Below are 25917 nucleotides of genomic sequence, written 5' to 3'. Positions count from 1 at the left end.
GAGATGGACTTAGTTTTCGTTTATATTTGACTTATCAACAATTGACTAGTCAAACATTGATAGCTCAACAAAATATAAAGGGAGAGTAACTATTATGAAACCATACCAACAAACAAACGATTTTAACGAAATTATTTATGGACGCCGCTCCATTAAGACATACGATTCATCCGTAAAAATCAGCAGGGAAGAAATGACTCAAATCATCAATGAAGCTAGCACTGCCCCTTCCTCCATCAACATGCAGCCTTGGCGCTTCCTTGTGGTGGATACTCCAGAGGGAAAAGAAAAACTCGTCCCACTGTCTCGCTTTAACAAAGAAAAAGTCGCTCAAGCTTCTGCTGTCATTGCCGTGTTTGCGGACAAAAACAACTTCGATTATGCAGAAAACATCTATGGAAAAGCTGTTGAGCATGGCTTAATGCCACAAGATGTTAAGGACTTTCAGTTGAAGGCATTCAAACCGATCTATAACAACATGTCCGATGCTGAAATGAACGATGTCATTATGCTTGACGCCGGTCTGGTTTCCATGCAATTGATGCTGGTTGCCCGTGCACATGGGTATGACACCAATCCAGTCGGTGGTTATGAAAAAGATCAAATTGCTGAAGTGTTTGGCTTGGATAAAGAACGCTATGTACCAGTCATGCTACTGACAATTGGAAAAGCTGCAAGCGAGGGATACACCTCCTACCGTATGCCAGCCGAAGAGACCACGTTTTGGGCATGATTCAAAGCGATAGTGCGAGTATTCTCCACATTGTGATATAGTTGCCTTTAGTTGCTGAATGTCTTGGAAGCAATCTGCCCTTGTTACATGAAACTTTTCAAGACATTCTGCACCATTCAAGGAGGGGCAAACATGAATTGTTCGCTGGAACAAGAAACCTTATTAATATTACTTAAAAATATAAGCAATCAGTTGAAACCTAAATTTGAACGTTGTACGGGGATCAGTTCCTCACGATACGTTCTGCTGTATCATCTCTATCTTCATGAAGAAGTTACACAAAGCCATTTGCAGAAGGCCATTCATATTGACAGTGCTGCTGTTACACGCCATTTGAAGCAACTGGAAGCAGACGGTTTGGTGTCACGAAGAAGAAACCCTGACGATCATCGGGAAACCTTCGTCCGGTTAACAGAACAAGGGCTAACGCATATCGCCAATTTCAAGCAGGATCGAAACCAGTTTCTTCATCAGATGATACTGGATTTCAGTGAAGAAGAAGTTGCAATGATGACCGACATGCTTACACGCATGCAATTTAATCTGAAGGATCTGTAAATTTACAATGACAGTCAGCCTTCTTCAGATTTCTTTTCATAAATGAATAAAACTAGTTAGATGAGATGATACAATATCTCAGATTAACAAGAGATTATAGGCCATATATTATTCAGGCAAGATCAAAACAAACCGCTGAGTGTTTCATTACATGGCGGTTTGTTTTAATTTATCAACAGCTAGCTTTTCGAAATATTACAAGTTAGACTAGCACATACTAAGGAAACAGTTGGCTGAAGCTTACATAATGGAGGTCTCATCATGGTATTTACAATCACAATTATCATCGTTGCACTGTTTGCAATATGGGGAGCCGTCGCTCCTGATCAGCTAGCGGATGTGGCTAATGTTGCCTACAACTTCTCTATTCAGAATTTTGGCTGGTTTTATTTGCTAGCGACACTGTTCTTCCTGATCTTTGCTTTTTATCTGGCGTTCAGCCGATTTGGCGGTATTAGGCTTGGGGATGACGATGATGAGCCGGAGTATTCTACGGTTTCCTGGCTGTCCATGCTGTTTAGCGCAGGTATGGGCATTGGGCTGGTTTTCTGGGGAGTTGCTGAACCGCTGTCCCACTATTTATCTGCACCTGAGGGGGCGGTACCCGAAACAACGCAAGCAGCCATACTTTCAATGCGTTATTCCTTTTTCCACTGGGGGCTGCATCCTTGGGCTATCTATACCGTCATCGGCTTAGCACTTGCTTACTTCCAGTTCCGGAAAGGATACAAAGGGCTGATCAGTTCCACCTTTATTCCTCTGATCGGTGAGCGTCTTGCTGCTGGCTGGCTTGGTAAGGTTATTGATATTCTGGCGGTCATATCCACCATCTTTGGTGTTGCGACCTCGCTTGGATTGGGTGCTCTTCAGATCGGCGGGGGTCTGAATCACTTATTCGGTATTCCTAACTCGACTCTGTCTCAGGTTGTCATTATCATCGTTGTAACCGTACTGTTTTTAATCTCGGCAACCTCCGGTCTGGATAAAGGTATTAAGATTCTGAGCAACGTCAACCTCGTTATAGCTTTGTTATTGATGTTGTTTGTATTGGTGACTGGACCGACTTCTTTTATATTTGACACATTCACAACAACCTTGGGCAGTTACATGCAGAATATTATTAACATGAGTTTGAGACTGACGCCGTTCTCAAGAGAAACCTGGATTGGAGCATGGACGTTATTTTACTGGGCATGGTGGATCTCGTGGGCTCCTTTTGTCGGCACTTTTATCGCAAGGGTATCCAGAGGAAGAACCATAAAGGAATTTGTAATTTACGTCATGGTTATTCCAAGTCTTTTCGGATTTATCTGGTTCTCCGTCTTTGGCGGAACAGGACTTCACATGGAATTGTTCAATGCCGCTCATCTGGCGGAGGCTGTCAAGGAAGATACGACAACCGCTTTATTCCTTATGCTGGAGCAGCTGCCTTTGGGCACGATCGTGGCATTCATCGCCACAATGCTGATCATGATCTTCTTTATTACGTCGGCTGATTCAGCTACCTTTGTACTGGGCATGCTCACTTCAGATGGCAAACTGGACCCAAGTACAAGAGTGAAATTAACCTGGGGAATTATGCAGTCCTCCATCGCGGTAGTACTGCTAATCAGCGGGGGGTTAACTGGCCTCCAGACGGCATCCATTGTAACCGCATTGCCGTTCGCTATTGTCCTTATCGGTATGTGTTTCTCCCTGCTCAAGGCTCTAAAGGCTGAGGACAAAGAGCGCCGTCAGAAGGAAAAACGGCAGCGCCAAAAGCTGAAACGACTGCTGGAGGAACAAGAAATCTCGTTGAATGAAATTTCCGGCAGGTAATGTATACTTGATGTTAAAACTAACAAAAGCCCGCGTCATTGCGGGCTTTTTATTATTTCATGGTATTGATTTTTTGATTACTTGCTGCTCCTATACCAACTACAAAGAGTAACACCGAAGCCCCAAGAAGAATGAAAAGTGGCAGGTTCCAACTATTTGTTGCATCGTGCAGATATCCTATAAGGGCTGGACCGATTGCGGCAAGAAGATATCCGATCGATTGGGCCATGCCAGATAGTTCCGCTGCTTGATGCGCATTTTCAGTACGCAACCCGAAAAACATCATGGCCAAACTAAAGGCGAAACCTCCACCAATTCCGAGTATGACGATCCACAACAGAATGACATTAGAACTATTCACCTCAACAAAAAAAACTATATAGCTAGTATATTGTTTATCTAGATTCTTTTCCATTCCCGTTCAATAGAACGTGATGAGATTTTATTGATAAAATTGTATTAAAAGGATAAAATGACGAGCATCAACGATTTTATTTGAAGAATGGTATAGCTTATGAAAGGTGGTTTAGCAATGAAAATTCTCATCGTTGGCTATTTTAGCGAGACCTCAAAATCAAATATTGCAAGGTGTTTTCCGCAAGACTGGAACGTTGTAATTGTTCCGCCCGGAAAAGAAATGCTGCATCATATTGAAGATTGCCAAGTAATCATTCCTGAACATATTAAAGTGGATCACAGTCTGCTTTCTAACGCAAAAAAATTAAAATTGGTACAGACAGGTGCAGGATTTGATAATGTGGATGTCCCTGCCTGTACACAGCGCGGCATTTGGGTGGCCAATGCTGGAGGAGTGAATGCACAGGCAGTGGCCGAGCACGTCATGGCACTGATATTGTCTTATTATAAAAACATACCGTTTCTTGATACTTTCATGAAAAACAAGATGGATGAAAATCAATTGGACTATACAGGGAGTGAATTAAAGGGCAAAACGATTGGGATTATCGGTTTGGGTGCTATTGGAAAAAAAGTAGCTGCGTTTTCCAGGGTTTTTGACATGAATGTGCTGGCGTATGCGAGAAATGCCATTGTACAATCTGATGGTTTTGTGAAAATGACGGATTTCGATACTCTTGTAAGTACATCGGACATAGTCAGTGTACATGTACCCTTGAATGAGCAAACCAAACAGCTGATCAACAAAGCGGCATTCAAAAAAATGAAAAATACCACTCTTTTTATCAATACAGCCCGCGGAGGCATTGTCAACGAAAGAGACTTGATTGATGCATTAAAAAACGGGGATATTTCAGGCGCATGCCTGGATGTGTTTGAATCTGAACCGCTTCCGATTGACAGCGAGCTCCGGAATCTGGGTAATGTGATACTTACTCCCCATACAGCAGGAATGCCTGATGGTCGGAAATTTCATAAAACAAGATATGAGTTCTTTATAAAGAATATAAGACGTGTAGAAAATGGTGAGGAGCCTGAAAGCAAGCTCAATCAATTATGATGTTTTGGTGTAGGGGTACCTTTCCCCTGCCCGTTTTGCACAGCAATTTACCGCAAGATCCGTAGCGTAAGTGTCCACTTTCTTGACAGAGGTCCAATATACAGATTGATTCGAACTGTCCCACTATTTATGATTTTGCTTAAGTTGGTATTCAAGTTCATGAAGTATGATCTTTTATTGCCAACGGTTAAATCGGTACCAAGTGTTAATATCTTTCCCTGCGTTAAGCGTTCCCTCACCTCTCGTAATGTTGAGCTGTTAATACTCGTTATCTGGTGTTTTGTAGTAAGTAACTAATTGTGACTGCTTGGATTGCCGTTTTTCCTGGTTGGTCATTTCCAGTTCCGTATACATTAGATTGGACTTTGCGTCAAGGTAAATGGTGGTCAAGCGTTCACGGACTTAGGTCTGCATTTTTTCAATGCCTAATGATACAGAAAAAAACCTCAGCCGGGTTAACCGAGATGAGGTTCTTTTAACTTTCTAGCAGGTCTCACGTATGCTTTATTTAATGACTTCAACCTTTTTATCCCCTGCTGACTTCGCTACTTCTAACGTTGTTGTACCCTGAATAGCGACTATCACGCCAGTAGCCAGCATAGAAACGATTAAAGCTGCACTGAGTGCTGTGGACATTTTCTTCTTGACCATAATCATACCTCCTATATTTATTATGTAATAAGTGGCTCAAGACGATGACGAGCCGTGGGTGACTAATAAATTACAATATTTCACTTTTTTATTGAGTAATTCACCTAATGATTGTAGTATAACGTACTGACAATGATTGTAAAACAATTTTTTCCATTTGGAGTCTCATCCCATCGTTCCCACCTTACAGCAGTTCAAAATGAAGTTGAGTCTCAGGTAACTTCGTATTTCCTTTCCACTGATTTGCACCGTATCCCAATTCCAGAACCGCAGCAATGCGCTCGTTACTTAGTACACCAAACATTTCAGTACGGCTCGGGTCGTACATCCAGTCATGCAAGGTACAGCGCACACCCAGACTTTGCTCATGAGCCAGCAAGCGGAAATTCTGAATTAGGCAGCAGACAGCTGCAAAGTCCTCTTCCCGCTTATATTGATCCGCCTCTTCCTTCACCAACACCAGAAGATATGCAGGGGCAGGCTCCTGTAATCCCTGCATGATGTCCCCATACCGGTTATCAGCAAAGATAAATCGCCACGGCTCTCGGAGGCCATCATTTGGCGCCCATACGGCATGATTGAGCAACTCAAGGATTAGATCCTGCGATACCGGTTGATCCAAAAACGCACTCGGACCGTCCATGTCTCCTTCCAAATCTGACAATTTCATTTTCATATCCTCCTCTTCTATGTAAACTGTCCTCGCAATACGGTCCACTTCTGCTCGGCTGGTGTTCTTTTCCGACTTCTTGGCGCTTTGTCGTAATACCCTATATGAAGAATACCAACAAATCTTTCATCCTCACGTAAGCCAATTCCATTGAAGAACCCTTCATGCTGAATCATGGACTCTGTATCCCACAACATTCCTAACCCTCGTTCCCAGCCCAGCAGTTGGAAGCTCTGCATCACCCCGCAGGCAGCCGCATAATTGCGGTCATTGGTCAGACGATTCGGTCCTACAGTCGACATAACAATGACGTGGGCAGGAATATCGGTAAATCTCTTTTTAAAAACATCCAGAAGTTTCCCTGGAATCAACTTGCCGAGCTTGCTTTGTGACATCTGTTCCAGCATGCAGTCCACCAACCGTTTGCGTGCTTCTGGAGTTCCGGCATATACTACACGCCATGAGCCAGACTCAACAAATGGTTGAAGCCGTATAGCCTTACGCAGTAGTTCAACAACCAACTCCTGGTCCACCGGCGTAGAGTTACATTTACGAATACTCCTGCGCTCCCTGATCAATTCCGCCAGACTCATATGCTTCACTCTCCTTTGTTCTATCTGGATTCAATATTTATACTGCTGTCTTGAAGAAATTGATGGATTACTTTTAGCTCCGTTTCCGAATATTTGTCGAGAGTACGATAGAAGCGCTCAGCCTCATGTATATGCAGACGTTCATGCAGTTCAAAGATCTTTTTGCCTTGCGGTGACAACCGGAAATAGCTCTCCTTTTTGTTGTCGTTCATTTTCGTACGTTTGACGAATCCTTCCTCGAGCAGTTTGTTGCCAATTTTGGTGATACTTGCTTTGGACAAATTCATTGCCTCGGCAATACCCGTGTTGTTAATTGGCTCATGCTTGCCTATGCAATCTATCATATGAACCGCGGTCAAATGCTGAGGGATTTTCTCGATGCTTTCACGCTGGGCGATACTTAGGAAATGCTCGATTTCTGTATCCTTGTGGTTCTCATACACATGTAAAAAACGGATAAATTGGTCATAAAGCAACTGTTTTGTTCGATCTTTTGAGATCATTCTTTGATCGCTCCTTATTTACTTGTAAACAAAAATATTCTTTTAAAAATAGAGTTATTCTAAATAAATTCTTATATTTAGTTTATTGGTTAACAATATATCATGAATGATAATGCTTATCAACTATATTCTCTGACATTACAACATTACTCTATAATCCAGGACAGAGACCTGCCTTGAACGGATTATCTTTTAACCTGCTCGTTAGTTAAACAAAAACAGCCGATCACGCTGATCGGCTGCTTTCTTAAACTTGGGTTATTGGACTCAGTATCGTTCTCTCTACTTAAATTATACCGTTATTTTTTATGTTTTTATAGACTGTTTTTTTTGAAATTCCTACACTATACTGCTAAATACAAAACTAAAAAAGAGGTGGATCATTATGGATGACAAAAAAGTGATCATAGACCAAGGTCCTTTTTTTCATGGTACAAAAGCAGAACTGCAAATTGGTGATTTATTAGAACCACAGTTCTTATCAAATTACCAAGAAAAAAATTCTAACCATATATACTTTACTGCAACATTAAATGCTGCCAAATGGGGTGCTGAATTGGCAAGATCTAATGCAAAAGAAAGAATCTACATTGTAGAATCTTTAGGAGATTTTGAAAGTGATCCAAACGTAACTGATAAAAAGTTTCCTGGAAACCCAACACGTTCATATCGATCTAAATCGCCACTTAAAATAATAGCTGAATTAGCTTCATGGGAAAGACACTCTGAAGAAGAGATTAATCACATGATTACATCTTTGAGAAAACTAAGTGAAGAAGGAAAAAATATAATATATGATTGATCCCTCTCGTTTCGTTAAAAGAAAAAAGCCGCTATAATAGCGACTTGAATTGAACATGTTCCCGTCCCACGACATTTCTTTATTGGAATATCTATGAGATACGCCATCATGGAATAAATTTATTATTTCGTTAATATCCACTTTTGTCGATCAAGTGATGGATTCAGTTCACTTAGGAAGAGTTCGGTCCCATCTTCCGATACTTCTAATGCTTTTTGATGATGAGCTGAAGTAATATGAACGGATCCGTCTTTGTTCTCGTGAAGGACCCAACGCTGGTTGTTGTACCCTAAGTAATGATACAGCTGAAGTTTGTTTTGCCCTATATCCAGATCAAGTGTCTGACCGGCCGTAGTACGAATTGAATACGAACCTGCTTCGTCACCTGTCGGAACAAATACCCACTTCTGGATGGAAGCTGCACTTGCATCATGCAAGGTAACCGGCTCCCCGTTGACAAGGTTCACGGTATAAATGGATTTCTGTGTTGCGGCATTTATAAGACTGGACTTGGTGATGTTTGCAGGTTCACCGTTGCTCACATTGACGTTCTGATAAGATGCGGAGCCGCCAAATACATTCAGTCCAAAGTGGCCTTCTGCAAAAGTACCATCCATGATATCTATCACTTTTTGACTGTCCACGTGAACGACAATATGCGGACCATTCGCTTCTATTTTCACCTTATACGTATGATTTGGCTGAATGAACGTTGGTACTTTTGCAAGAACCTGACGTTCTTCAAATCCTCCATTGATTTTATAGAACAGACGAATGGCCTTCATGTTAGGGTCTAGATTCAGATAATAACCACTGCGACCATCTTCGCTAGCCCTGAACAAAATAGAACCTGCCCCTCCTGTTTCACCGAGCAACATGTCTGCTTCATACGTAAAATTCCCAGCCTTCTCTTTGGCAATATAATTCGCATCGCTAAAATATTTACCACGAATCCCATATTCACTAACTAACCATGAAGCAGCAGACAGATCTTTAGTCCATCCACTCAGGTTTGTCCGGAACTCGCCACCTGAGACTTTAACGAGCACACTACTGGAAGCTTTACCATTCGGAGTAGATACAGTGACTGTGGATTCCCCTTCTTTTTTTGCCTTAATAACTGCATGTGAATTGTCTACCAAATCTATGGTTATTACTTCGTTATTACTGGAATTCCACTTAAGCGGTTGAACGCCTAGACCTGGTCCGTACTCGACCATCGCCTCCAGTGTATCCGACTCGCCTACCCCCAGTTCCCGAACGCTCGTATCCATCTTTATTTGAGCTTTTGAAGGAATGTCCTCATTCCAGACAGATTGAAGCTGATGCACTTTCAAGGAAACAACGTTCACATTCCCACCTTTCACGTAAAAACTCATCGCTCTACTAGCAGGATCCGGAAATATTACATCTGAAAAGACGACTTTGCCGTTGTTACCAAAGGCTTCAACAGAAGATTCATCCACAAGAATACGCATCTTGATCCGATTATTCTCCATTTGCGTAGGCGCTTCATGTTTCTTACTGAAAAGATTAGAAAAATCCGTTTCACCGGATGCAGTTCGGTCCACAAACATACGACTATCACTTGCCTTATAACCCACGACCGTCTTCTGATTTGCACCTTCACGAATGTTAAAGCCAAACTCGGTCACTGTGCTGGTTTTAGGGATTTCAATTTCAGCTTCAATTTCGTAAGCACCTGAAATAATACCTTTTAACAGATTCCCGGAAGAAGGACTCACCGACTTGTTAGAAGCAGAATACAAAGGTTTACGCAGTGATTCCAATTCTTCGATTGGACTTTGCACCATCCGAATTCCATCTTTGGTTGTTACCAATGATACTTCTCTCGGAATGGTTAGTTCACCTTTCCAATTGGACGTTGGGAAAGCGAACGGATAGTCCCAATTCGTCATCCACGCCATCATCACTGTGCGATGATCAGGCATGTTAGCGAAAGACATCGAAGCGTAAAATTCTTTACCAAAATCTGTTCTTAACACCTTACCCGCCGGATTATCGTTCACGAATTTACCATCAGCTGTTAAATGACCGATAAAATACTCGGCATCTGATCCACCTGTTTTGGGATTCGCTCCTGTACTGATCATCATAACCCACTTCTTCTGTGACGTTCCGTCTACCGGAAGTTGGAACAAAACCGGGCATTCCCATACGCCTCCGCGTACGTAATCCCCATATCCCCAATTATCTGTCAATGTCCAGTCAAGTAAATTCGCTGACGTGTAGAAACGAATATGATCTCCTCCGGACACAACCATAACCCAGCGGTTATTCTCATCATCACGGATCACTTTCGGATCGCGGAAATCCCAATTCCCAGCTTCATTTCCGCTCTTACCCGGGTTCTCGATCACAATCGGGCGTTCCTTCGAATACTCCCAAGTACGACCTTGGTCTTTACTGTAAGCCAGACCTATACGCTGGTTCCCATTCGGGCTATCTGGATTAAAGGAAGTATAATATGCAATAAGGCCCTTGCCTCCTGAATCTCCGAATAAACCAGATGCATTTGTCATATCCGCAACAGCCGACCCAGACCAGACATGTCCGTGATCATTCCAGGGAAGTGCAATCGGAAGCCGTTTCCAGTTCAGCATATCTTTACTTACCGCATGCGCCCATGTTCCTCCATCCTGATGGAAGAGATGATATTCTCCTTCGAAGTAGACAAGTCCATTCGGATCACTCGCTGAACCACGTATTGGCGTGTAATGATATTGTGGACGATATATCTCATTGTAATATTGGCTCAGTTCCGTCACATAAGTATCCTGGAAGTAAGCCGTCCCCTTTTTTACGACGATTCCGGTACTTCCACTCCTGTAGGTTGAATCTTTCACGTCAATCGCGGCCGTAGTGTATCCGTCCAGGAAGACCTGAATTCGATCTCCTTTTGCCTTGATTTCCACATGATGTTTGGCTCCCATCTGACTCGGATAAGTACGTTGCGAACTGGCAATTACTGTTCCTTTTGTATTCGTCAAACTTACACGGACCTGATCTCCTTCCTTCGTAAGAGTAGCTTCATATCCTTCAGCTCCATCGGTTGAAGATCGAAATGCGAGAGCTGCAATAGAATCAGGACGAAGGGTAATGTTCCCTTCATAAACCATATCAGTCGCCTCTTTGTTATAGATTTGCTGTGCTATACTCCCCTGTTCTACCGTCCCTCTTTTGCCGTTGATATCAGGCTGCCATTTTCCCTTGTTAGAAATCACCGTCCCCAAATTACCTTTCAGATCGCTCACCACGATGTTCGAAAACAAGGCGGATCCATCCCATACATGGAGTCCAAGCTGTCCGCTTTGATACGAAATGTCCTGAACATCAATTAATGGTTTATATTGATTGCCCCAATATACTTTTAGCGAGGAACCCACTGCCTTCACTTTGAGATGATAGATTTGCCCCATTTCAACAGAAACTTTACGCTCCTCCTTTAATTTCCCATCTCCATTTTTTGCATCTCTTAACCGAATCAGACCTGCTTCCGGAACGATTTGTAGCATGTACGAGCTAAATCCATCCTCATTAGATCGAAACAACAATGTTGCATCCGCCTTCGTATCCCTGATCATGACATCAGCTTCATAGATAAAATCATCGGACACTGTCTCTGAGATGGCCATTACATTTTCTTTAGGCTGTGAAGTCAGCAAGATTCCTTCTGAAGTATCCTCTAATCCACCTTTTCCTTTCACTTGCCAGCCTATCAGATTGGTATTCGATTTGGATGCGCTTTCAAAAATATCAAGCTCCTCCTTTGCCTGTTTATTTGTTTCCTGATCAGCAAGTACAGCACTAGCCGCAATTGATTTAGATGTAAAAATACCGTTTGAAGTCAGAGTTAATCCCGTTGCCATCAGAAGACATATTGCGAATTTAGATTTATCTTTCATTCCATACCCTCTTTTCTAATAATATTGTGAAGTTGGTTCAAATTTAATTGGTTTTGGACAACCAGTTCAGTTTGGTTGCCCAAAACCGCGCAGTAACCATTAAGGGGAATCAAGCCATTACTAAATTCTAAACACTCTGATTTTCCCAAATGCTTACGAGATCATTGATTTGAAGCGACACGACCTTTAGTTCTCCGCCAATGGCATAGAGTTCCAGCCCTCTACTTCCCAAGTCGGGGAAAATCGTGTCTGAAATGATAGTTGTCCCATTGTTGCCAAAGATCTCTACACTTGACCAATCAACATAGATGCTCAACTGTATCCGTTTATGCTCTGGCTTCATGGGGGCCTTGTGTTTTGCAGCAAAATCGGGATGGAAATCAACAGCGTTTGACTTCGTTCGATCGACAACCAACTCCTCATCCAAGACATTATATCCGATGACTGTCTCCTGGTTGGAAGAGGAAGACTTTCGCACCTTGAACCCAAATTCTATTGCATTACCGATTTCGAATTCCGCAATAATTTCCATCTTTGCAGCAGAAACAGCAGACAAAACGTTCATATCTGGTTTAATCGTAATGTCTTGTAGAGACAGAATTGATTTTCTGAGTTGATTTAACTCAGTTATGGGTGCTTGAATTAAGCGAAGTCCTTCCGAATACGTCCTGAGCTGAATCTCACGTGGGATGGACATATGACCACGCCATTCTTTAGAAGGAAGAGTGGAAGCATAACGCCAATTATTCATCCAGCCGACCCAAATCTTTCGCCCATCCTCATTCGGGATACCGTCCCAGGTCACGGCCGCGTAAAAGTCAGATCCGTAATCTATCCATTGGATTGTATCGAATGATTCCAATGTTTCATCTAGTGTAAAAGCCTTACCATCAAAGTGACCTATAAAATACATCATGCCAGAACCGCCTGCGGGTGGTTCTGAATCGTTTGGATTTACGCCATTTCTATCTCCGACACTTAGTGTCAGAATCCATTTAGTGGTATTAGGGTCCTCATCCACTTGGAGTTTAAAAACATCAGGACATTCAAAAATTCCACGATGGATGCCCGGAATATCAGAACCGAAACCGCTTGCATAAGACCAATCCTTAAGATTCGAAGATGTGTAAAATTCTACACGGTCGCTAACAGCAAGAACCATTATCCAGTTTGAAGATTCTTCATGCCAGAATACCTTTGGGTCTCGAAAGTCTAGCGTCTCCGTGGGGAATAAAACAGGGTTACCTTCATATTTTGTCCAGGTTCTACCTTTGTCCTTGCTGTAAGCGATGCTTTGAACCTGCGGTTTACCGGGTTGAGTGCTGTTATCATTATTAGTATAAATTGCAACCAATCCTGATCCTGCTTCGTTGAAGAATCCGCTTGTATTGTTCTTATCGACTACCGCACTTCCCGAAAAGATCGCTCCATCTACCCCGGGCGAGATGGCTGGTGGAAGTTCATCCCAATGTACTAAATCATTACTTACTGCATGCCCCCAATGCATTCTGCCGAAGTCAGGCTGCGTATCATGGGGAGTATATTGGTAGAAAAGGTGATATTCTCCTTCGTAATAAACCATTCCGTTAGGATCGTTAATCCAATTTTCCTTAGGGGAATAATGTATTTGCGGTCTATATTCATTTTTATAAATAAAGTTTTCTGGACCTTTGCTGATATTATTTTCACCTGATAGATGTACTTTTTTAATTTTATTCACGCTCCCTTAAGGCTATTTAAAATCTCAAAGAAGTAATATGCATTCCTTATTAACAAAATAAGCCACCTGTTTTCATTTGTCAAAGTATTTTTGTATAAATGAACATTATTTTTTATGTATATATATGTTTTGGTTTACATTTGCACAATTTATGGCTGATTATAGAAAATAACAATTTTTTAGTTAAGTTAATCTAATCATTTCTTTATTATTTCAAACCCATTGGTTTACAAATGTAAAAAAAGGTTGTATCTAAACTTCTCTTTACTTGTTCAGCAAAATATCGTTAGTATTAAACCTAATATTACCGATAAAACAAAAAAAGCCGCTAAAATAGCGACTTCAATAGGAATATGCTCTTGTCTCTTAACATGTTCTAAATAAATTAACGGCTGGCTTATGCTTTAACAACTTCAACCTTTTTATCCCCTGCTGACTTCGCTACCTCTAACGTTGTGTTACCTTGGATAGTGACTATTAGGCCAGTAGCCAGCATAGAAACAATTAAAGCTGCGCTGAGGGCTGTGGAAATTTTCTTCTTGACCATAACCATTCCTCCGATATCTATTATGTTGTGTTATGCGGCTCAAAGAACTATGATGAGCCGGGTGTGACTAGATATTACAATATTTCACTTTTTTGTTGGGCAATCTACCTGGTGATTGTATTATAACGTACTGCCAATGATTGTAAAAGGATTTTTTCCTTGTGTTCAAATACAATAAAGTATGATTGTTTTCTCAGAATTTCTTTTCAAAACTAAAAAATTTGACGGTCATTCTCCTTGATGTAAAGTATCCACATATTCAATAAACCTTTTCGCTGCTGGGGAAATATTATGATCATCTCTCCACTTTAATCCTATTTCCCAGTACCATCCTTCATCAATAATAGGGATCCAGACCAATTCATCTAACATCAACCCCAACGTCTTAGGTAGTACTGATACACCTAGACCCGACTTTATAAAACCGGCTACAGTGATCAGGTCCTCCGCTTCATAAGCCGAAGCAAGAAAAAATCCGGTATGTCGGAACCGGGATATGATCGTTGCTTTTAATCCACAATTGTTTTTCAATCCAATAAATGGCTCGCCAGACAGCTCTGCCAAACTAAGAGCGCTACAAGCTGCATAACGATGTTGGGAGGGAACAACAATGTATAAAGGAACATTTTTAATCGTCTTCCAGTGATGATTATTCAAAGTAGATTCCCTCGATGTAATCATAATATCCGAGAATCCTTGCTCCAGATGTTCATCAATATCTCCTAAGTTCCCTTGTGTCAATTCGAACCGAACTTTGGGATACTTCAATTGATAACTTCGAATTAGGCTAGGGATCAATTCAACACCGAGAATATTTAGATAAGACAACGTAATCACACCAGTATCCGGATTGGACCACTCTTCGATTTCTCTTAGACCATTTTCAATATTATGTAGGGCTCTACCAATCCATTTAGAGAACATAGTACCGTTTCGGTTCAGCTTAATATTTCGTCCATTTCGCTCAAATAAAGGAGCTCCTATCTCGTTTTCAAGCTTGGCAATTGCATGACTTAACGCTGGCTGAGTAATACCGAGTTTTTTGGAGGCTAAGGTCATATGTTCAAGCTGTGCAACGGTCATAAAGTATTCCAATTGTGTAAGTTCCATTAAAACAACCCTCCATATATTAATAATATTCATCATTTCTATTATTATAATAAATTGGACGTTATGAAAGTAGCAAGTGTAGTATTAGTTCTAGCTCCTCTCGAACAACACATTAAGGTTTAGAGACAGAGCAATTTCAAATTAATCATCGAATACCATCACTAGGAGGAATAGTTATGCATAAAGAATTTGAGTTCTCTGTATCAGAATTTAAAGGTAAAAGGGTGCTTGTAACCGGAGGAACAAAGGGAATGGGGCAAGCAGTTGTGAAAAGACTTGCAAACGGCGGAGCTACAGTTCTTACTACTGCCCGTTCCCTATCTGCTGACTTGCCAAATTCGGTCAAATTTGTGCAAGCAGATGTCGCCACACCTGAAGGTGTAGAGCAAATAATTACAGCAGTAAAAGAGCAACTTGGAGGTATCGATATTATCGTCCATTGCGTAGGTGGATCAACGACACCACCAGGAGGCGCACTTGCATTGAGTGATGAGGATTGGCTTCATACATTAAATTGGAATTTACTCGCAGCAGTTCGACTTGATCGTGGCTTAATTCCACTTATGTTAGAAAATAATTCAGGCGTTATTCTTCATTTCACTTCCATCCAGAGACGTTTGCCTTTATATGAAACTACATTGGCTTATGCGTCTGCCAAAGCCGCGCTGGCTAATTATAGCAAGGGATTATCAAATGAATTTTCCCCACAAGGAATTCGCATAAATACGTTGTCTCCTGGGTTTATTCAGACAGAAGCAGCTGACGCATTAATTGATCGGATCGCAACTGAAACCGGAAGTCGAGAAAGTGCCCTTGAACAACTTATGACTTCACTCGGAGGTATTCCAATTGGTCGGCCAGGATTTCCTGAAGAAGTCGCTGAGCTGGTCGCATTTCTGGTCTCAGACCGAGCAGCATCTATTACAGGTAGTGAATATGTCATAGATGGGGGAACTATCCCTACCGTCTAATAATTAATTAATAAAGGGAGAGAACAATATGGATCTCAATCATTTACCGTCTGTAATTGCCAAATACATTACTGCATCTAACAAGCCAGACCCAGTAGTATTTGTAGATTGTTTTTCAGAAAATGCCGTTGTGATGGATGAAGGAAAAAAGCGAAATGGCAAACAGGCGATTCGGAAATGGAGTGATCAAAACCATTTCGCGGCGAATGTAACGTTAGAGCCAACAAAAGCCAAAAAAATAGGTGATGAAATTGTGTTAACATGCAAGCTGGATGGTACCTACGATAAGACGGGTCTACCCGATCCGCTATTATTGGATTATCATTTTGTTATTGTTGACGATAAGATCATTAGACTTTCCATTTTCTAAAGATATCCAAATGGCTTGTCCGCCACGGGCTGCAGTAATAAGCTCTCTTTGTACATGATTTGAACAAAAAGATGCCCCCACAATGATGTATTTGATCATGTAGGGGGCATCTTTTAAATCACGACAGCCGTTCAACATTAATCAAAGGCTGTATTTTGATATCGAAGTCAACATTAATTTTCATATTGTCCCAATATTTTAACCATTGCTCTTCCGTTAGTTCTTTAGAAAACGGCTTAAGTGAATGTGTTCCGACCTCTAAGGGATCCACTTTCAACCGTTGCATACTTTTTAATAATTCTGATGTTTGTTCCTCAAGGTATACCTCAATCTCATGAATTAAATGTTCCAATTGTTCCTCGCTTTGAATATTCTTTTCTCCCTGGTATTCCTCAATTCTTCCTTTCAATCCCACACGTAAAGACAAGGATGAATAATCACTCGATAGATTCATGCGAATATTGGATCGAACACGTCCTAAACTGATAGATAACTTTGGAATGGCCAAGACTTTTAAGAAATGATCGTTATCCAGAAGTTGAAAAATTTCATCACTTACGTCTTGAGTAACCATTACTTCTTTATCATTTCGGAAGAAGGCCGTTCCTACGTAATTGAAATTGTTCTTATCCGCATGAAATACCGGCAGGATCGGATCCTTAAGAGGGGAATATAACATCTTCATGAATTGATGAATATTGACAATGCTCATTTCACCTTGGTTATGTTCCTCGTAATGCTTTAACATCCGATAAAGAAAATAATCTTGGTTTTCTTGCTTCGTCAATTGATTTTTTATGTATTCATCAAAATCTCCTCTGACAATCAATAAATAGACACGCATTGAAATATCGGGATCAACCAATATCGTATTGATCAGCTTTTCAATGCCTTCTTTTTTGGCCAGTTCCTCATTGATTAATAACATTCGCAGCTGCCCCTGTTTTAATTCCCGATAATAAATTAAATTAAACTCCTTGCCTCCCTGCTTTAACAGATCAACTTCCTTGGAGAGAAATCGTTTTTTTTCTTTGATGAGTGGTGGTACTAAAGTGCTGATTTTAAACTTTCCCTCCGTTCCCTTGTCAACCGACCAGAAAACTACCGGAGCGATCTCTTCGATCATATTGTTCTCGGCATATGGAGAAGAGCAACCGGTCATCCACATAAGGCTTACAATCGCCAATAAACCATAATGCTTGTATGGTATCATGCCTACACACTCTCCTTTCGTTTAACCATAGTGAAAAGGATCGTAGGAACAAGTAAATAAATGAATGCACCAAGCCAGATTTGAATGTTCAGTAACATCTTTTGACCCGGAACCGTTTGCCATAACCATTGATCCATTATGATAATACTTATCAAAATGACAAACCAACTCGACAATAATCCGATCCGAGTTGTGCTTTTGTTCATTTTCTTCATAAAGACTCTTCCAGCTCCATATAAACACAACAAAAGAATTGAAATGTCAAATACATAATTAAACATATGGAAAGAGATAAGGATGTAATCGATTCGTTCTAAACCACTCATTTGAATGTAACTTCCCATATATACTACCGGAAAGTTGATCTTGCTTAAAAAGTTTGAACCGTAAAACAATACCGAAGCAATGAACAATAATGAATATTCCATAATCGTCAGCATGTTTCCAATGACAAGATATTTTGATATTTTTTTATTGGAGCTTAACCATGGAACCATAAAGGCCAAATATACTGGACCGGAAAATGCCGACCAAATAAACAACAAGCCCTGCCATGAATGTCCTGACCATTCGGTGGGGATTAGAGGATACAAATCGCGGTAATTTGCAATCGTTGGAAAGAAAAAGGGAATAAACATGATTAAGATCCACGCCCCGCAAAGAAAGGCGATAACGACAAAACGCAATGTTTTTTCCATGCCATGTGAAGCCACAAATAAACTGATCGAAAGAATAACTAGGATCAGCCACTTTTTATTCATTGATGGATATATAAAATTATGGAGCATTTCAACGTAACCCAGTGTGATGATTGAAATTTTTAACAGTATTATTACAAAACCAAGTATTGCGAAAACTTGAACCGCCCGTTTCCCAAAAAGCTGTACAAATCCTTGATAGCCTTTCGATGCATAACTGGAAGTAAACCATTTGGATAGCATCATCAAATTAAGTTGGGACAGTAGCCCCAAGGCGACAATTCCCCAAACCATATAGGAATGAACCAAATAAACCGGCATGATTAAAATAAAATAATGCATTTGCGTTCGATTAACTAATAAAAGGAAATGGATGCCGCCAAGGGTGGAAGTTTGATTGAATAGGGATAAAGTCTTCATTTCTTCATCTTCTCCTGTCGCCATTTCTGTAGTGGTTTTAGATTATGCGGACGCGTTTTCATCCAAATCAAAGGCCCGCGAATAAAGAGGTCAATCCAATCCTTCCCATAAAAAGGTGAAAGCGGCGCTAAATAAGGTTGACCTAATGACGTTAATGCATGGAGATGCGCAAGAATGCCGATTATCCCGACCACGATTCCTGGCAGCCCAAGAAACGATGCAAGGATAAGAAGAAGCAATTGCAACAGAACCATGGATTTTGTCATTTGATAATTGGGAACTAAAAAGAAAGCAATAGCGGATATACCCATCAAAACAATTAATACTTTACTTGCAAAGCCTGCCTCTACAGCCGCTTGTCCAATGACAATACCACCGATAACCCCTAGAGTTTGACTGGTTTTGGTCGGCATTCGCAAACTTGCTTCTTTGATGATTTCCAGCGTTACGATCATGAAAATTCCTTCCACAAACGGAGTAAAGGGCAATTTGCTTCTCGATTCCAATAATACGAAGAGAATCGGCAGCGGAACCATTTGGTAATGAAATGTCGTTAACGCAACATAAAAAGGAATCATCGTCAAAGAAATAATAAAACTTCCATACCTCATTAAACGTAAAAAACTGGCTACCGGCCAACGAAGGAAGTAGTCTTCTGGCGATTGGAATAGATGGAATAATGTAATGGGACAAATTAAAGCAAACGGTGAATTGGAGACTAATAAAGTCAGCTTACCCTCACCTAAGGCGAAGGCGCAGGCATCCGGCCGATCCGTTTGTAGAAACTGGGGAAAGACCGTATGGTTATGATCTTCAATAAAAGCTGCAAGCTGTGCGGAGTCTAAAAACTGATCGAAATCCACACTTTCAATTTTCTCTCTTGCAAGGGAAACAAATTCCGGATTAATTATTCCGTCTATGTACATTAACACAACTTTTGTTTTACTCAGTGATCCTATAGTGAAGCTTTCCGTTTTTAATGTCGTTATAGGCAAACGTCTGCGCAACATTGTAATGTTATTATCGATTTGTTCGCTGAAGCTATCTTTCGCTCCATATATAACCGTTTCCGTTTGGGAAGGTTCAATTGCCCGGCCAAGAGGATTTTCCAACTGTATGCCTAGCCATTGATCGTTGACTGAATCGTATAGAAGAATATATCCTTGCATTATTTTTTGCCCAGCATCTTCGATCGATATAACTTCTGAAACATCAGAATTGATTATGCATGAAGAAAGCGAATTTCCGCCTGATTGATGAAGTGGCTGAATAATCGCCTCGTTTAAACGCTCTTGATCTATTAACGTTTTTATAAATAAAAGATGGACTGAAGCACTCGTACCTATTTTGTGCTCAATGATTTCGGCATCTTCCATATGGTTTAATATCTGTTTTAAATCATCAAGCCATGTAGACTTTTGATGATTTTTCATTTGAGGCTCGTGTTTTTCAACCATGGTCGTCTCCTTTATCAAAGTAATAAAATGGTGATAAGGTTAATATCTTGTCCTGTAATCGAAAAATCATACGACCGGCAATTTGTAGTTTAACAGCAATATCGGGAACAACATGCTACCAGATTAATCTTAATCGAATGAGTGTATTATGGTACCCTACCCTTTGTATCTGTCTCCGGCTTTCCTCTTGGGCGACAAAAAACAAAAAGACAGGCATCAACTGATACCTGTCCCTATCTTAAGTTCATTAGAATTACTATATTGCCCTTAGATAAAGGGCCTACGGTCCCGCAAAATGAACTGAATAATCTGCTATTAAAATCTGCTTTGAAAAGTGGGATGTATATCAAAAGGTAGGAGCAGGTAATTCATCAATTTTCAAACGTAGTAAAATGTACGGTTTTTGTCGCAGGTCTCTTCCATAATGAAATCTCGCCTGCCTATGTAATTGGTTCACAATCACATATAAGTATTGATCCGGACCAATAGAAAACGTATCTGGCCATAAAATTCGGGGATCATGGGCGATGGTTTCCATGATTCCATTCGGCAATATCTTTCGAATACTATCGTTTTCATAATCTCCAGCATAAACGTTTCCTTTAGCGTCCGTGATCATCCCATCAGATGCGCCCTTCTCTCCCCAATACTGCACAAGATCACTTAACTTAAAATCCGGTATCGTTCTGTCTCTTAACGATTCTGTTGAGATCGAGTATAGCTGGCGACTGGTTAATGGACAATAGAATAACATTTTTCCATCAGGGGAAATGGCTATACCATCAGAGGCCAATCGAAACGGAGATGTCGAACCATCCGCGTTTCGATTCATCAAAATTTTACCTTCCACTTTTGGCACAAAATATGGATCGGGTGAGGTCGAGCTTGCTCCATGCAACCGTCTATACGCATTTCCGTTTTCTAAATTTACGACGATAATAGCGCCTGGACCATTGGAAGAAGAATCCGTTATATATGCGAAACCTGCTTTTCCTACACGAAAGTCAAATCGGACATCATTTAGATACGTTGTCGGCAAGACTACATCATCTGCAAATGTATATACTTTTCTAATTGTATTTGTTTCTAAATCTACCGCGACTAATTTTGCGCCGCCTTTAATAGGCTCTGAAAAGTTTGGTGCAGCCGTGTCAAGTACCCACAGGGTTCCCCTTCCATCTGCAACAACACTTTGGACACTGATGAAGGACATAACGATATTCAATGGGTTGATCAAATTCGTTTCTTCATTAGGATAAGGTTGCATCTGACCATCAACAATTTCCGCTACCGTAAATCTAACGTCATCTCCCCATTTTGGAAAGCAAATAAAGGTACGCCCGGTCTCGGATACACTAACGCCTGTAGGCATAGCCCCGTAAAAGGAATGAACGAGTTCTAACTTACCAAAATATTCTTCCATAGGTAACATAGGCTGTATGATGTCCTCCTCAACATAGTTGAATAGATATTACCTATAATTATGTTCAAGACTTTTTCTAATGCCTGGCCCTTAATCATTCTTTTTTTACCTCGATTTTGAAATTGTCCGATACATTTAAAAATACAAAAAAACTTCGGCGTAAGCCGAAGCATGTTGACGTTAACTATATGTGCTCTAGGAAAAATGCTTCCTCCGATCGTCAACGCAAAACTTTGCCAAGCTTATCAGTACCAAAAAGGTTTTATTGTTGGTCCGGTAAACCTAATGCATTGGCTGAAGTTATCGCTTGATCTAAAAATTCCTCTGCTCGGGTCAATTGCTGCCTGGCAATCTCCAACGCTTGTGAATTTGTTGCCACATTAGATTCACTTAACGAGCTTATTGCCTGATTTAAAGCCGTCTGCACCTCAGAAACCGCGTTAGATGCATGCTGCTCCAGCGTATTACTACCACTCGAGTTAAGTGCATCTTCTGCTGGTTTTCTTGCGTTTTCGGTTGCTAGATCAATTTTGTTTTTATTGGGCACCGTGACTCCTCCTTCCATGAGTAAGATCATTCATTTAAACAGAAATAAGTATGGGATTGAGATTTTGTTTATATCCCTGCGACTGTATGGGAATATTCGGATCTTACCTCTCCGGTGATCCATATTAGTATAAGATCCGATGCATTGGAAAATCTAATCTTGATGAAAAAGGAGGGGATCATTTCTGAATGGCTAATCCAACGCTAGCGCCGCACGAATCGATGGAACTGCATGAAGCGTTAAACTTCAAAACGCTCTGCATCGCTAAGTCGAAACTTATGCAAGGCCTGGTCTTTGACCAAGAGCTAAAAGCCTTAATGCAGAAAGACGTAACTCAATCCATACAACAGATCGCTGAGCTGCAAGCAATCTACGCAAGAGCTCCTTTCCAAGCACCCGTTCCAAATAATCCGACACCTATAACACATTAAGGGGAACTCAGATGAATACCGATTATTTAGATCCGATTAATTCATTGAATATGCCGGAAATGGCAGATATGACTTTTGCCATGGACTTCCTTCTTCGTGCCAAGGAGGGTGTACGTAATTTGTCCATCGCCCTGACGGAAACGGCTTCACCGGATGTAAGAGCCCTGCTGCATACTCATCTTAAGCAGGGGATTGCAATGCACCAAGAAATCTCGGAGCTCATGATGCGCAAAAAATGGTTTCATCCTTATGAGTTGAACGAACAGTACCAACTCGATCAGCTTTCGGCGAAAAATACGGTGATGATCGGGCAGATGAATCTGTTCCCGGGTGATACGTCACGTAAAGGGATGTTTGATCGGACCCCAGATGAACATATTGGAGGACATAAAGCATGAAGGCGGTAACGTATCAAGGGGTTAAAAATGTCGTGGTCAAAGAGGTGCCGGATGCGAAGATTGTGAAACCGGACGATATGATCGTAAAGATCACCAGTACCGCCATTTGCGGTTCTGACCTTCATCTTATTCACGGGATGATCCCTAACCTTCAGGAAAACTATGTCATCGGGCATGAGCCGATGGGGATCGTAGAAGAAGTAGGTCCTGGCGTGACCAAGGTAAAAAAAGGTGACCGTGTGATCATTCCGTTTAACATCGCATGCGGAGAATGCTTTTTTTGCAAAAATCAGCTGGAAAGCCAATGTGACAATTCAAACGAACACGGGGATATGGGCGCATATTTCGGCTACTCCGGAACGACCGGCGGATATCCCGGCGGGCAAGCCGAATATTTACGGGTCCCATTTGCCAATTTTACCCACTTTAAGATCCCTGAAAACTGCGAACAACCGGACGAAAAGCTAAGCTTGATCGCCGATGCCATGACGACGGCATTCTGGAGCGTAGATAACGCCGGCGTTAAGAATGGTGATACAGTCATCGTGCTCGGCTGCGGTCCGGTCGGACTCCTGGCCCAGAAGTTCTGCTGGCTGAAAGGAGCTAAGCGGGTCATAGCCGTCGACTATGTCGATTACCGCTTAAAGCATGCAAAGCGAACAAACAATGTGGAAATCGTAAACTTCGAACAGGATAAGAATATTGGGAACACTCTCAAGGAAATGACCAAAGGCGGCGCCGATGTCGTGATTGATGCGGTAGGAATGGACGGCAAGATGAGCGATCTTGAATTTCTAGCCAGCGGTATGAAACTGCAAGGCGGCACCATGAGTGCATTTATCATTGCATCTCAGGCTGTCCGCAAAGGTGGCACCATTCAAGTCACTGGTGTATACGGCGGACGTTATAACGGATTCCCGCTCGGTGACATCATGCAGCGAAACGTGAATATCCGTTCCGGACAAGCTCCGGTCATTCACTACATGCCATACATGTACGAGTTGGTTACGTCTGGCAAAGTGGACCCTGGGGACATTGTTACGCACGTCATTCCGCTCAGCGAGGCCAAGCGGGGCTATGAAGTGTTCGATACAAAAACGGACGATTGCATTAAAGTCATCTTAAAGCCTTAAATATGAATTGATACATGGGAGGACAATCTGAATGGATTCCACATACGCTTTGCATGAGATGCTCGAGGTGCATGAAATAGCTGCGTTCAAGACGGTTTGCATGACAAAATCCAAGACCATGCAAGCTCTGGTAACCGACCCGGAGCTCAAGCAAATTTTGCAACAAGATGCGACATTATCACAACAGCAGCTTCAGGAGCTCGGTGGAGTGCTGTCTAAAGCGACTGTATAGGAGATAAAAAAATGAACCCAATATTAGAACACATGACTGGTCTTAATACGCTGACCGATGACGTGATCGCAATGGATTTTTTGATGAACGCCAAGAGCGGTGTCAGAAACTACGCCATGGCTGTGACCGAATGTGCCACCCCCGAAATCAAACAAATTTTGATGAAACAGCTCGATGAAGCCATAGACTCTCATGAAAAGATATCAAATTACATGGTGCAGCATGGCTTATACCACCCTTACCATATTGCAGAGCAAATTCAGCTCGATCTGAAAAATATTCAGACTGCTATGAACATTCCGTCCTGACACCCTTTTTGATTTTAGCTAGAGACTTCAGTGAACAAAATGTTCCTGTGTCAAGAATTTCAACAATAAAAAAGGCGGATACACTCCGCCCTTTTTTTGGCATCGTCACGAAACACGCATATACAAGCGTTCCTTTACTTAAATCTACTTATTTTTCATCCTGAGACTGTTTATGGACGCTGCTCGCTAATTGAATTAACTATTAGTGAACTCAAGGCTCCAACCTCCATGACATCTCCCAAAAATCAAGCTCAAAGCGACTGCACATCACGAAAATATCTTCCATCCGTTGGTACGTTCCCTCGCTACAGCCTTCTAATAGCTTATCCGTTAACGTCACTAGGGATTGATTGTTGCTGTTGTATTCAGAGGAAGCATATCCTGTGATCCACTCTCCATAAAAAGGATGATCAGCTGCACCTGGCTTTTGAGCAAGGACTTGACCAATCTCCGCATAGCTCCATGAGCAGGCCAGAATGGATACAAGTACTTCTGCTATGCCACCCGCATGGGAAATAGAGAGCATATAGTTAGTATAGGCTGCATTTTTCAGTGCAGGTTTTACCTGGAACACATGATCCTCTGTAATTCCTAATCGCTCCATATAAGAACGATGAATTTTCATTTCACCATTCAGGATGTTATCTACGTTTTTACTAAAAAACTGCATCAATTTGGGGTCGTGCGACTTGACGATACCTAGTGCAAATACACGGGCATAATCGAACAGGTACAAGTAGTCTTGCAGCAAATAATAACGAAATTGTTCAACCGGTAAGGAACCATCTCCGATTCCTTTAACAAAGGGATGCTCGAGACATTCCTTCCACACGGGCTGTGCTGCCTGATATAGTCTCTCTGAAATAGTCAACATGTGTTCCTCCAATTCATAATGTACGTATTAAAAACAAAAAAACGAAACATCCATAGGATGTTTCGCAGACAAATACACTAAAACAAGGGGGTTCGCATGAGCTACCCAAGTACAGTGTTTCATCGTTGCATCCCTACGTTGGCATTATCCAAGTCAGGTAAGGTCGGTTTAACACCCTCTCAGCCGGTTAAGGCTCCCTCGCAAACGGTTGTATGTAGTTGATTACTTTCTTATTCCCATAAAAGAAAAAATAACATCCATTTAGTATATCAAGGGCTGTTAAATATAGTCAAGGCAGATTGTATCGCCCCTCATCACCTTTGGTGACGTATGT

The 25917-nt window shown here is 41.4% G+C and carries 26 protein-coding genes, 1 pseudogene and 1 riboswitch; of the genes and pseudogenes, 12 read left to right on the top strand and 15 right to left on the bottom strand.

What is annotated here, in order from left to right; translation table 11 throughout:
• Positions 1–94 precede the first annotated feature (94 nt).
• The 3 genes from CXK86_RS12985 (at position 95) to CXK86_RS12975 (ending at position 3109) form a co-directional block, all read left to right on the top strand.
• Entirely contained in the window at positions 95–733 is a 639-nt protein-coding gene (locus CXK86_RS12985) for a nitroreductase family protein (protein WP_036615355.1), read from the top strand.
• A gap of 132 nt (positions 734–865) precedes the next feature.
• Entirely contained in the window at positions 866–1291 is a 426-nt protein-coding gene (locus CXK86_RS12980; protein ID WP_036671493.1) for a MarR family winged helix-turn-helix transcriptional regulator, read from the top strand.
• A 261-nt stretch (positions 1292–1552) separates the two neighbouring features.
• The gene (locus CXK86_RS12975; protein ID WP_036671491.1) at positions 1553–3109 is read left to right on the top strand and encodes a glycine betaine uptake BCCT transporter; all 1557 of its coding nucleotides are present in this window, start codon (positions 1553–1555) and stop codon (positions 3107–3109) included.
• 52 nt (positions 3110–3161) lie between these two features.
• On the opposite strand, the pseudogene CXK86_RS12970 reads toward CXK86_RS12975, so the two are convergent.
• Positions 3162–3464: pseudogene (locus CXK86_RS12970) on the bottom strand (MFS transporter); the annotation flags it as partial.
• Between the two features lie 177 nt (positions 3465–3641).
• Between CXK86_RS12970 and CXK86_RS12965 the strand changes: the two are divergent.
• The gene (locus tag CXK86_RS12965) at positions 3642–4586 is read left to right on the top strand and encodes an NAD(P)-dependent oxidoreductase (RefSeq protein WP_076253201.1); all 945 of its coding nucleotides are present in this window, start codon (positions 3642–3644) and stop codon (positions 4584–4586) included.
• Between the two features lie 504 nt (positions 4587–5090).
• Here CXK86_RS12965 and CXK86_RS32065 read toward each other — a convergent pair.
• The 4 genes from CXK86_RS32065 to CXK86_RS12945 form a co-directional block, all read right to left on the bottom strand.
• The gene (locus CXK86_RS32065; RefSeq protein WP_179087923.1) at positions 5091–5237 is read right to left on the bottom strand and encodes a hypothetical protein; all 147 of its coding nucleotides are present in this window, start codon (positions 5235–5237) and stop codon (positions 5091–5093) included.
• Between the two features lie 184 nt (positions 5238–5421).
• Entirely contained in the window at positions 5422–5907 is a 486-nt protein-coding gene (locus CXK86_RS12955) for a nitroreductase family protein (protein ID WP_076253200.1), read from the bottom strand.
• A 17-nt stretch (positions 5908–5924) separates the two neighbouring features.
• Positions 5925–6500, bottom strand: a complete 576-nt coding sequence (locus tag CXK86_RS12950; protein ID WP_076253199.1) for a nitroreductase family protein — start codon at positions 6498–6500, stop codon at positions 5925–5927.
• A 20-nt stretch (positions 6501–6520) separates the two neighbouring features.
• The gene (locus CXK86_RS12945; RefSeq protein ID WP_017688279.1) at positions 6521–7003 is read right to left on the bottom strand and encodes a MarR family transcriptional regulator; all 483 of its coding nucleotides are present in this window, start codon (positions 7001–7003) and stop codon (positions 6521–6523) included.
• A 385-nt stretch (positions 7004–7388) separates the two neighbouring features.
• Here CXK86_RS12945 and arr point away from each other — a divergent pair, with 385 nt between their 5' ends.
• Positions 7389–7805, top strand: coding sequence for an NAD(+)--rifampin ADP-ribosyltransferase (gene arr, locus CXK86_RS12940; protein ID WP_101313844.1), 417 nt, complete (start codon positions 7389–7391; stop codon positions 7803–7805).
• A gap of 122 nt (positions 7806–7927) precedes the next feature.
• On the opposite strand, the gene CXK86_RS12935 is transcribed toward arr, so the two are convergent.
• The 4 genes from CXK86_RS12935 to CXK86_RS12925 all read right to left on the bottom strand — a co-directional run bounded on the left by CXK86_RS12935 (position 7928) and on the right by CXK86_RS12925 (position 15108).
• Complete coding sequence (locus CXK86_RS12935) at positions 7928–11731, bottom strand: GH32 C-terminal domain-containing protein (RefSeq protein WP_076253198.1); 3804 nt, start codon at positions 11729–11731, stop codon at positions 7928–7930.
• Between the two features lie 127 nt (positions 11732–11858).
• Positions 11859–13451 carry a glycoside hydrolase family 32 protein gene (locus tag CXK86_RS12930; RefSeq protein WP_076253197.1) on the bottom strand — a complete coding sequence of 531 codons (1593 nt, stop codon included), beginning with the start codon at positions 13449–13451 and terminating at the stop codon, positions 11859–11861.
• 397 nt (positions 13452–13848) lie between these two features.
• A complete protein-coding gene (locus tag CXK86_RS32060; RefSeq protein ID WP_164783315.1) occupies positions 13849–13998 on the bottom strand; it encodes a hypothetical protein in 150 nt (49 codons plus the stop codon).
• A 228-nt stretch (positions 13999–14226) separates the two neighbouring features.
• Positions 14227–15108 carry a LysR family transcriptional regulator gene (locus CXK86_RS12925; protein WP_076253196.1) on the bottom strand — a complete coding sequence of 294 codons (882 nt, stop codon included), beginning with the start codon at positions 15106–15108 and terminating at the stop codon, positions 14227–14229.
• 176 nt (positions 15109–15284) lie between these two features.
• On the opposite strand from CXK86_RS12925, the gene CXK86_RS12920 reads away from it, so the two are divergent.
• The gene (locus CXK86_RS12920) at positions 15285–16079 is read left to right on the top strand and encodes an SDR family oxidoreductase (protein ID WP_036615385.1); all 795 of its coding nucleotides are present in this window, start codon (positions 15285–15287) and stop codon (positions 16077–16079) included.
• Between the two features lie 28 nt (positions 16080–16107).
• Positions 16108–16449, top strand: a complete 342-nt coding sequence (locus CXK86_RS12915; RefSeq protein WP_036615388.1) for a nuclear transport factor 2 family protein — start codon at positions 16108–16110, stop codon at positions 16447–16449.
• 118 nt (positions 16450–16567) lie between these two features.
• On the opposite strand, the gene CXK86_RS12910 is transcribed toward CXK86_RS12915, so the two are convergent.
• The 5 genes from CXK86_RS12910 to CXK86_RS12890 all read right to left on the bottom strand — a co-directional run bounded on the left by CXK86_RS12910 (position 16568) and on the right by CXK86_RS12890 (position 22207).
• Positions 16568–17662 carry a Ger(x)C family spore germination protein gene (locus CXK86_RS12910; protein ID WP_076253195.1) on the bottom strand — a complete coding sequence of 365 codons (1095 nt, stop codon included), beginning with the start codon at positions 17660–17662 and terminating at the stop codon, positions 16568–16570.
• A gap of 2 nt (positions 17663–17664) precedes the next feature.
• A complete protein-coding gene (locus tag CXK86_RS12905; protein ID WP_255319871.1) occupies positions 17665–18804 on the bottom strand; it encodes a GerAB/ArcD/ProY family transporter in 1140 nt (379 codons plus the stop codon).
• On the bottom strand, positions 18777–20237 hold the full coding sequence (locus CXK86_RS12900) for a spore germination protein (protein WP_076253193.1): 1461 nt from the start codon (positions 20235–20237) through the stop codon (positions 18777–18779). Before CXK86_RS12900 ends, CXK86_RS12905 begins: the two co-directional genes overlap by 28 nt.
• Positions 20238–20583: 346 nt before the next feature.
• The gene (locus CXK86_RS12895) at positions 20584–21669 is read right to left on the bottom strand and encodes an L-dopachrome tautomerase-related protein (RefSeq protein ID WP_179087922.1); all 1086 of its coding nucleotides are present in this window, start codon (positions 21667–21669) and stop codon (positions 20584–20586) included.
• Positions 21670–21922: 253 nt separating this feature from the next.
• On the bottom strand, positions 21923–22207 hold the full coding sequence (locus tag CXK86_RS12890; RefSeq protein WP_076253191.1) for a hypothetical protein: 285 nt from the start codon (positions 22205–22207) through the stop codon (positions 21923–21925).
• Positions 22208–22395: 188 nt separating this feature from the next.
• On the opposite strand from CXK86_RS12890, the gene CXK86_RS12885 reads away from it, so the two are divergent.
• Genes CXK86_RS12885 through CXK86_RS12865 form a run of 5 tightly spaced genes read left to right on the top strand, consistent with a single transcriptional unit; the run spans position 22396 to position 24709 of the window.
• Positions 22396–22638, top strand: a complete 243-nt coding sequence (locus tag CXK86_RS12885) for a spore gernimation protein GerQ (RefSeq protein WP_076253190.1) — start codon at positions 22396–22398, stop codon at positions 22636–22638.
• Positions 22639–22649: 11 nt separating this feature from the next.
• Positions 22650–23036, top strand: coding sequence for a spore coat protein (locus CXK86_RS12880; RefSeq protein ID WP_076253189.1), 387 nt, complete (start codon positions 22650–22652; stop codon positions 23034–23036).
• The gene (locus CXK86_RS12875; protein WP_036615410.1) at positions 23033–24169 is read left to right on the top strand and encodes a zinc-dependent alcohol dehydrogenase; all 1137 of its coding nucleotides are present in this window, start codon (positions 23033–23035) and stop codon (positions 24167–24169) included. Before CXK86_RS12880 ends, CXK86_RS12875 begins: the two co-directional genes overlap by 4 nt.
• A 31-nt stretch (positions 24170–24200) precedes the next feature.
• Positions 24201–24401 carry a hypothetical protein gene (locus tag CXK86_RS12870; RefSeq protein WP_076253188.1) on the top strand — a complete coding sequence of 67 codons (201 nt, stop codon included), beginning with the start codon at positions 24201–24203 and terminating at the stop codon, positions 24399–24401.
• Positions 24402–24412: 11 nt separating this feature from the next.
• Entirely contained in the window at positions 24413–24709 is a 297-nt protein-coding gene (locus CXK86_RS12865; RefSeq protein ID WP_036615415.1) for a spore coat protein, read from the top strand.
• A 211-nt stretch (positions 24710–24920) separates the two neighbouring features.
• Here the strand turns inward: CXK86_RS12865 and tenA are convergent, their stop codons facing one another.
• Complete coding sequence (gene tenA, locus CXK86_RS12860) at positions 24921–25583, bottom strand: thiaminase II (RefSeq protein ID WP_076253187.1); 663 nt, start codon at positions 25581–25583, stop codon at positions 24921–24923.
• 112 nt (positions 25584–25695) lie between these two features.
• Positions 25696–25793: riboswitch (TPP riboswitch) on the bottom strand.
• Positions 25794–25917: the final 124 nt, after the last annotated feature.

Origin of the sequence: Paenibacillus sp. BGI2013, assembly GCF_002843485.1 — a bacterium.
Taxonomy (GTDB): domain Bacteria; phylum Bacillota; class Bacilli; order Paenibacillales; family Paenibacillaceae; genus Paenibacillus; species Paenibacillus amylolyticus.
Note: the sequence above shows the minus strand (reverse complement) of the source record. Positions and strands in the feature narration are given on the sequence as shown.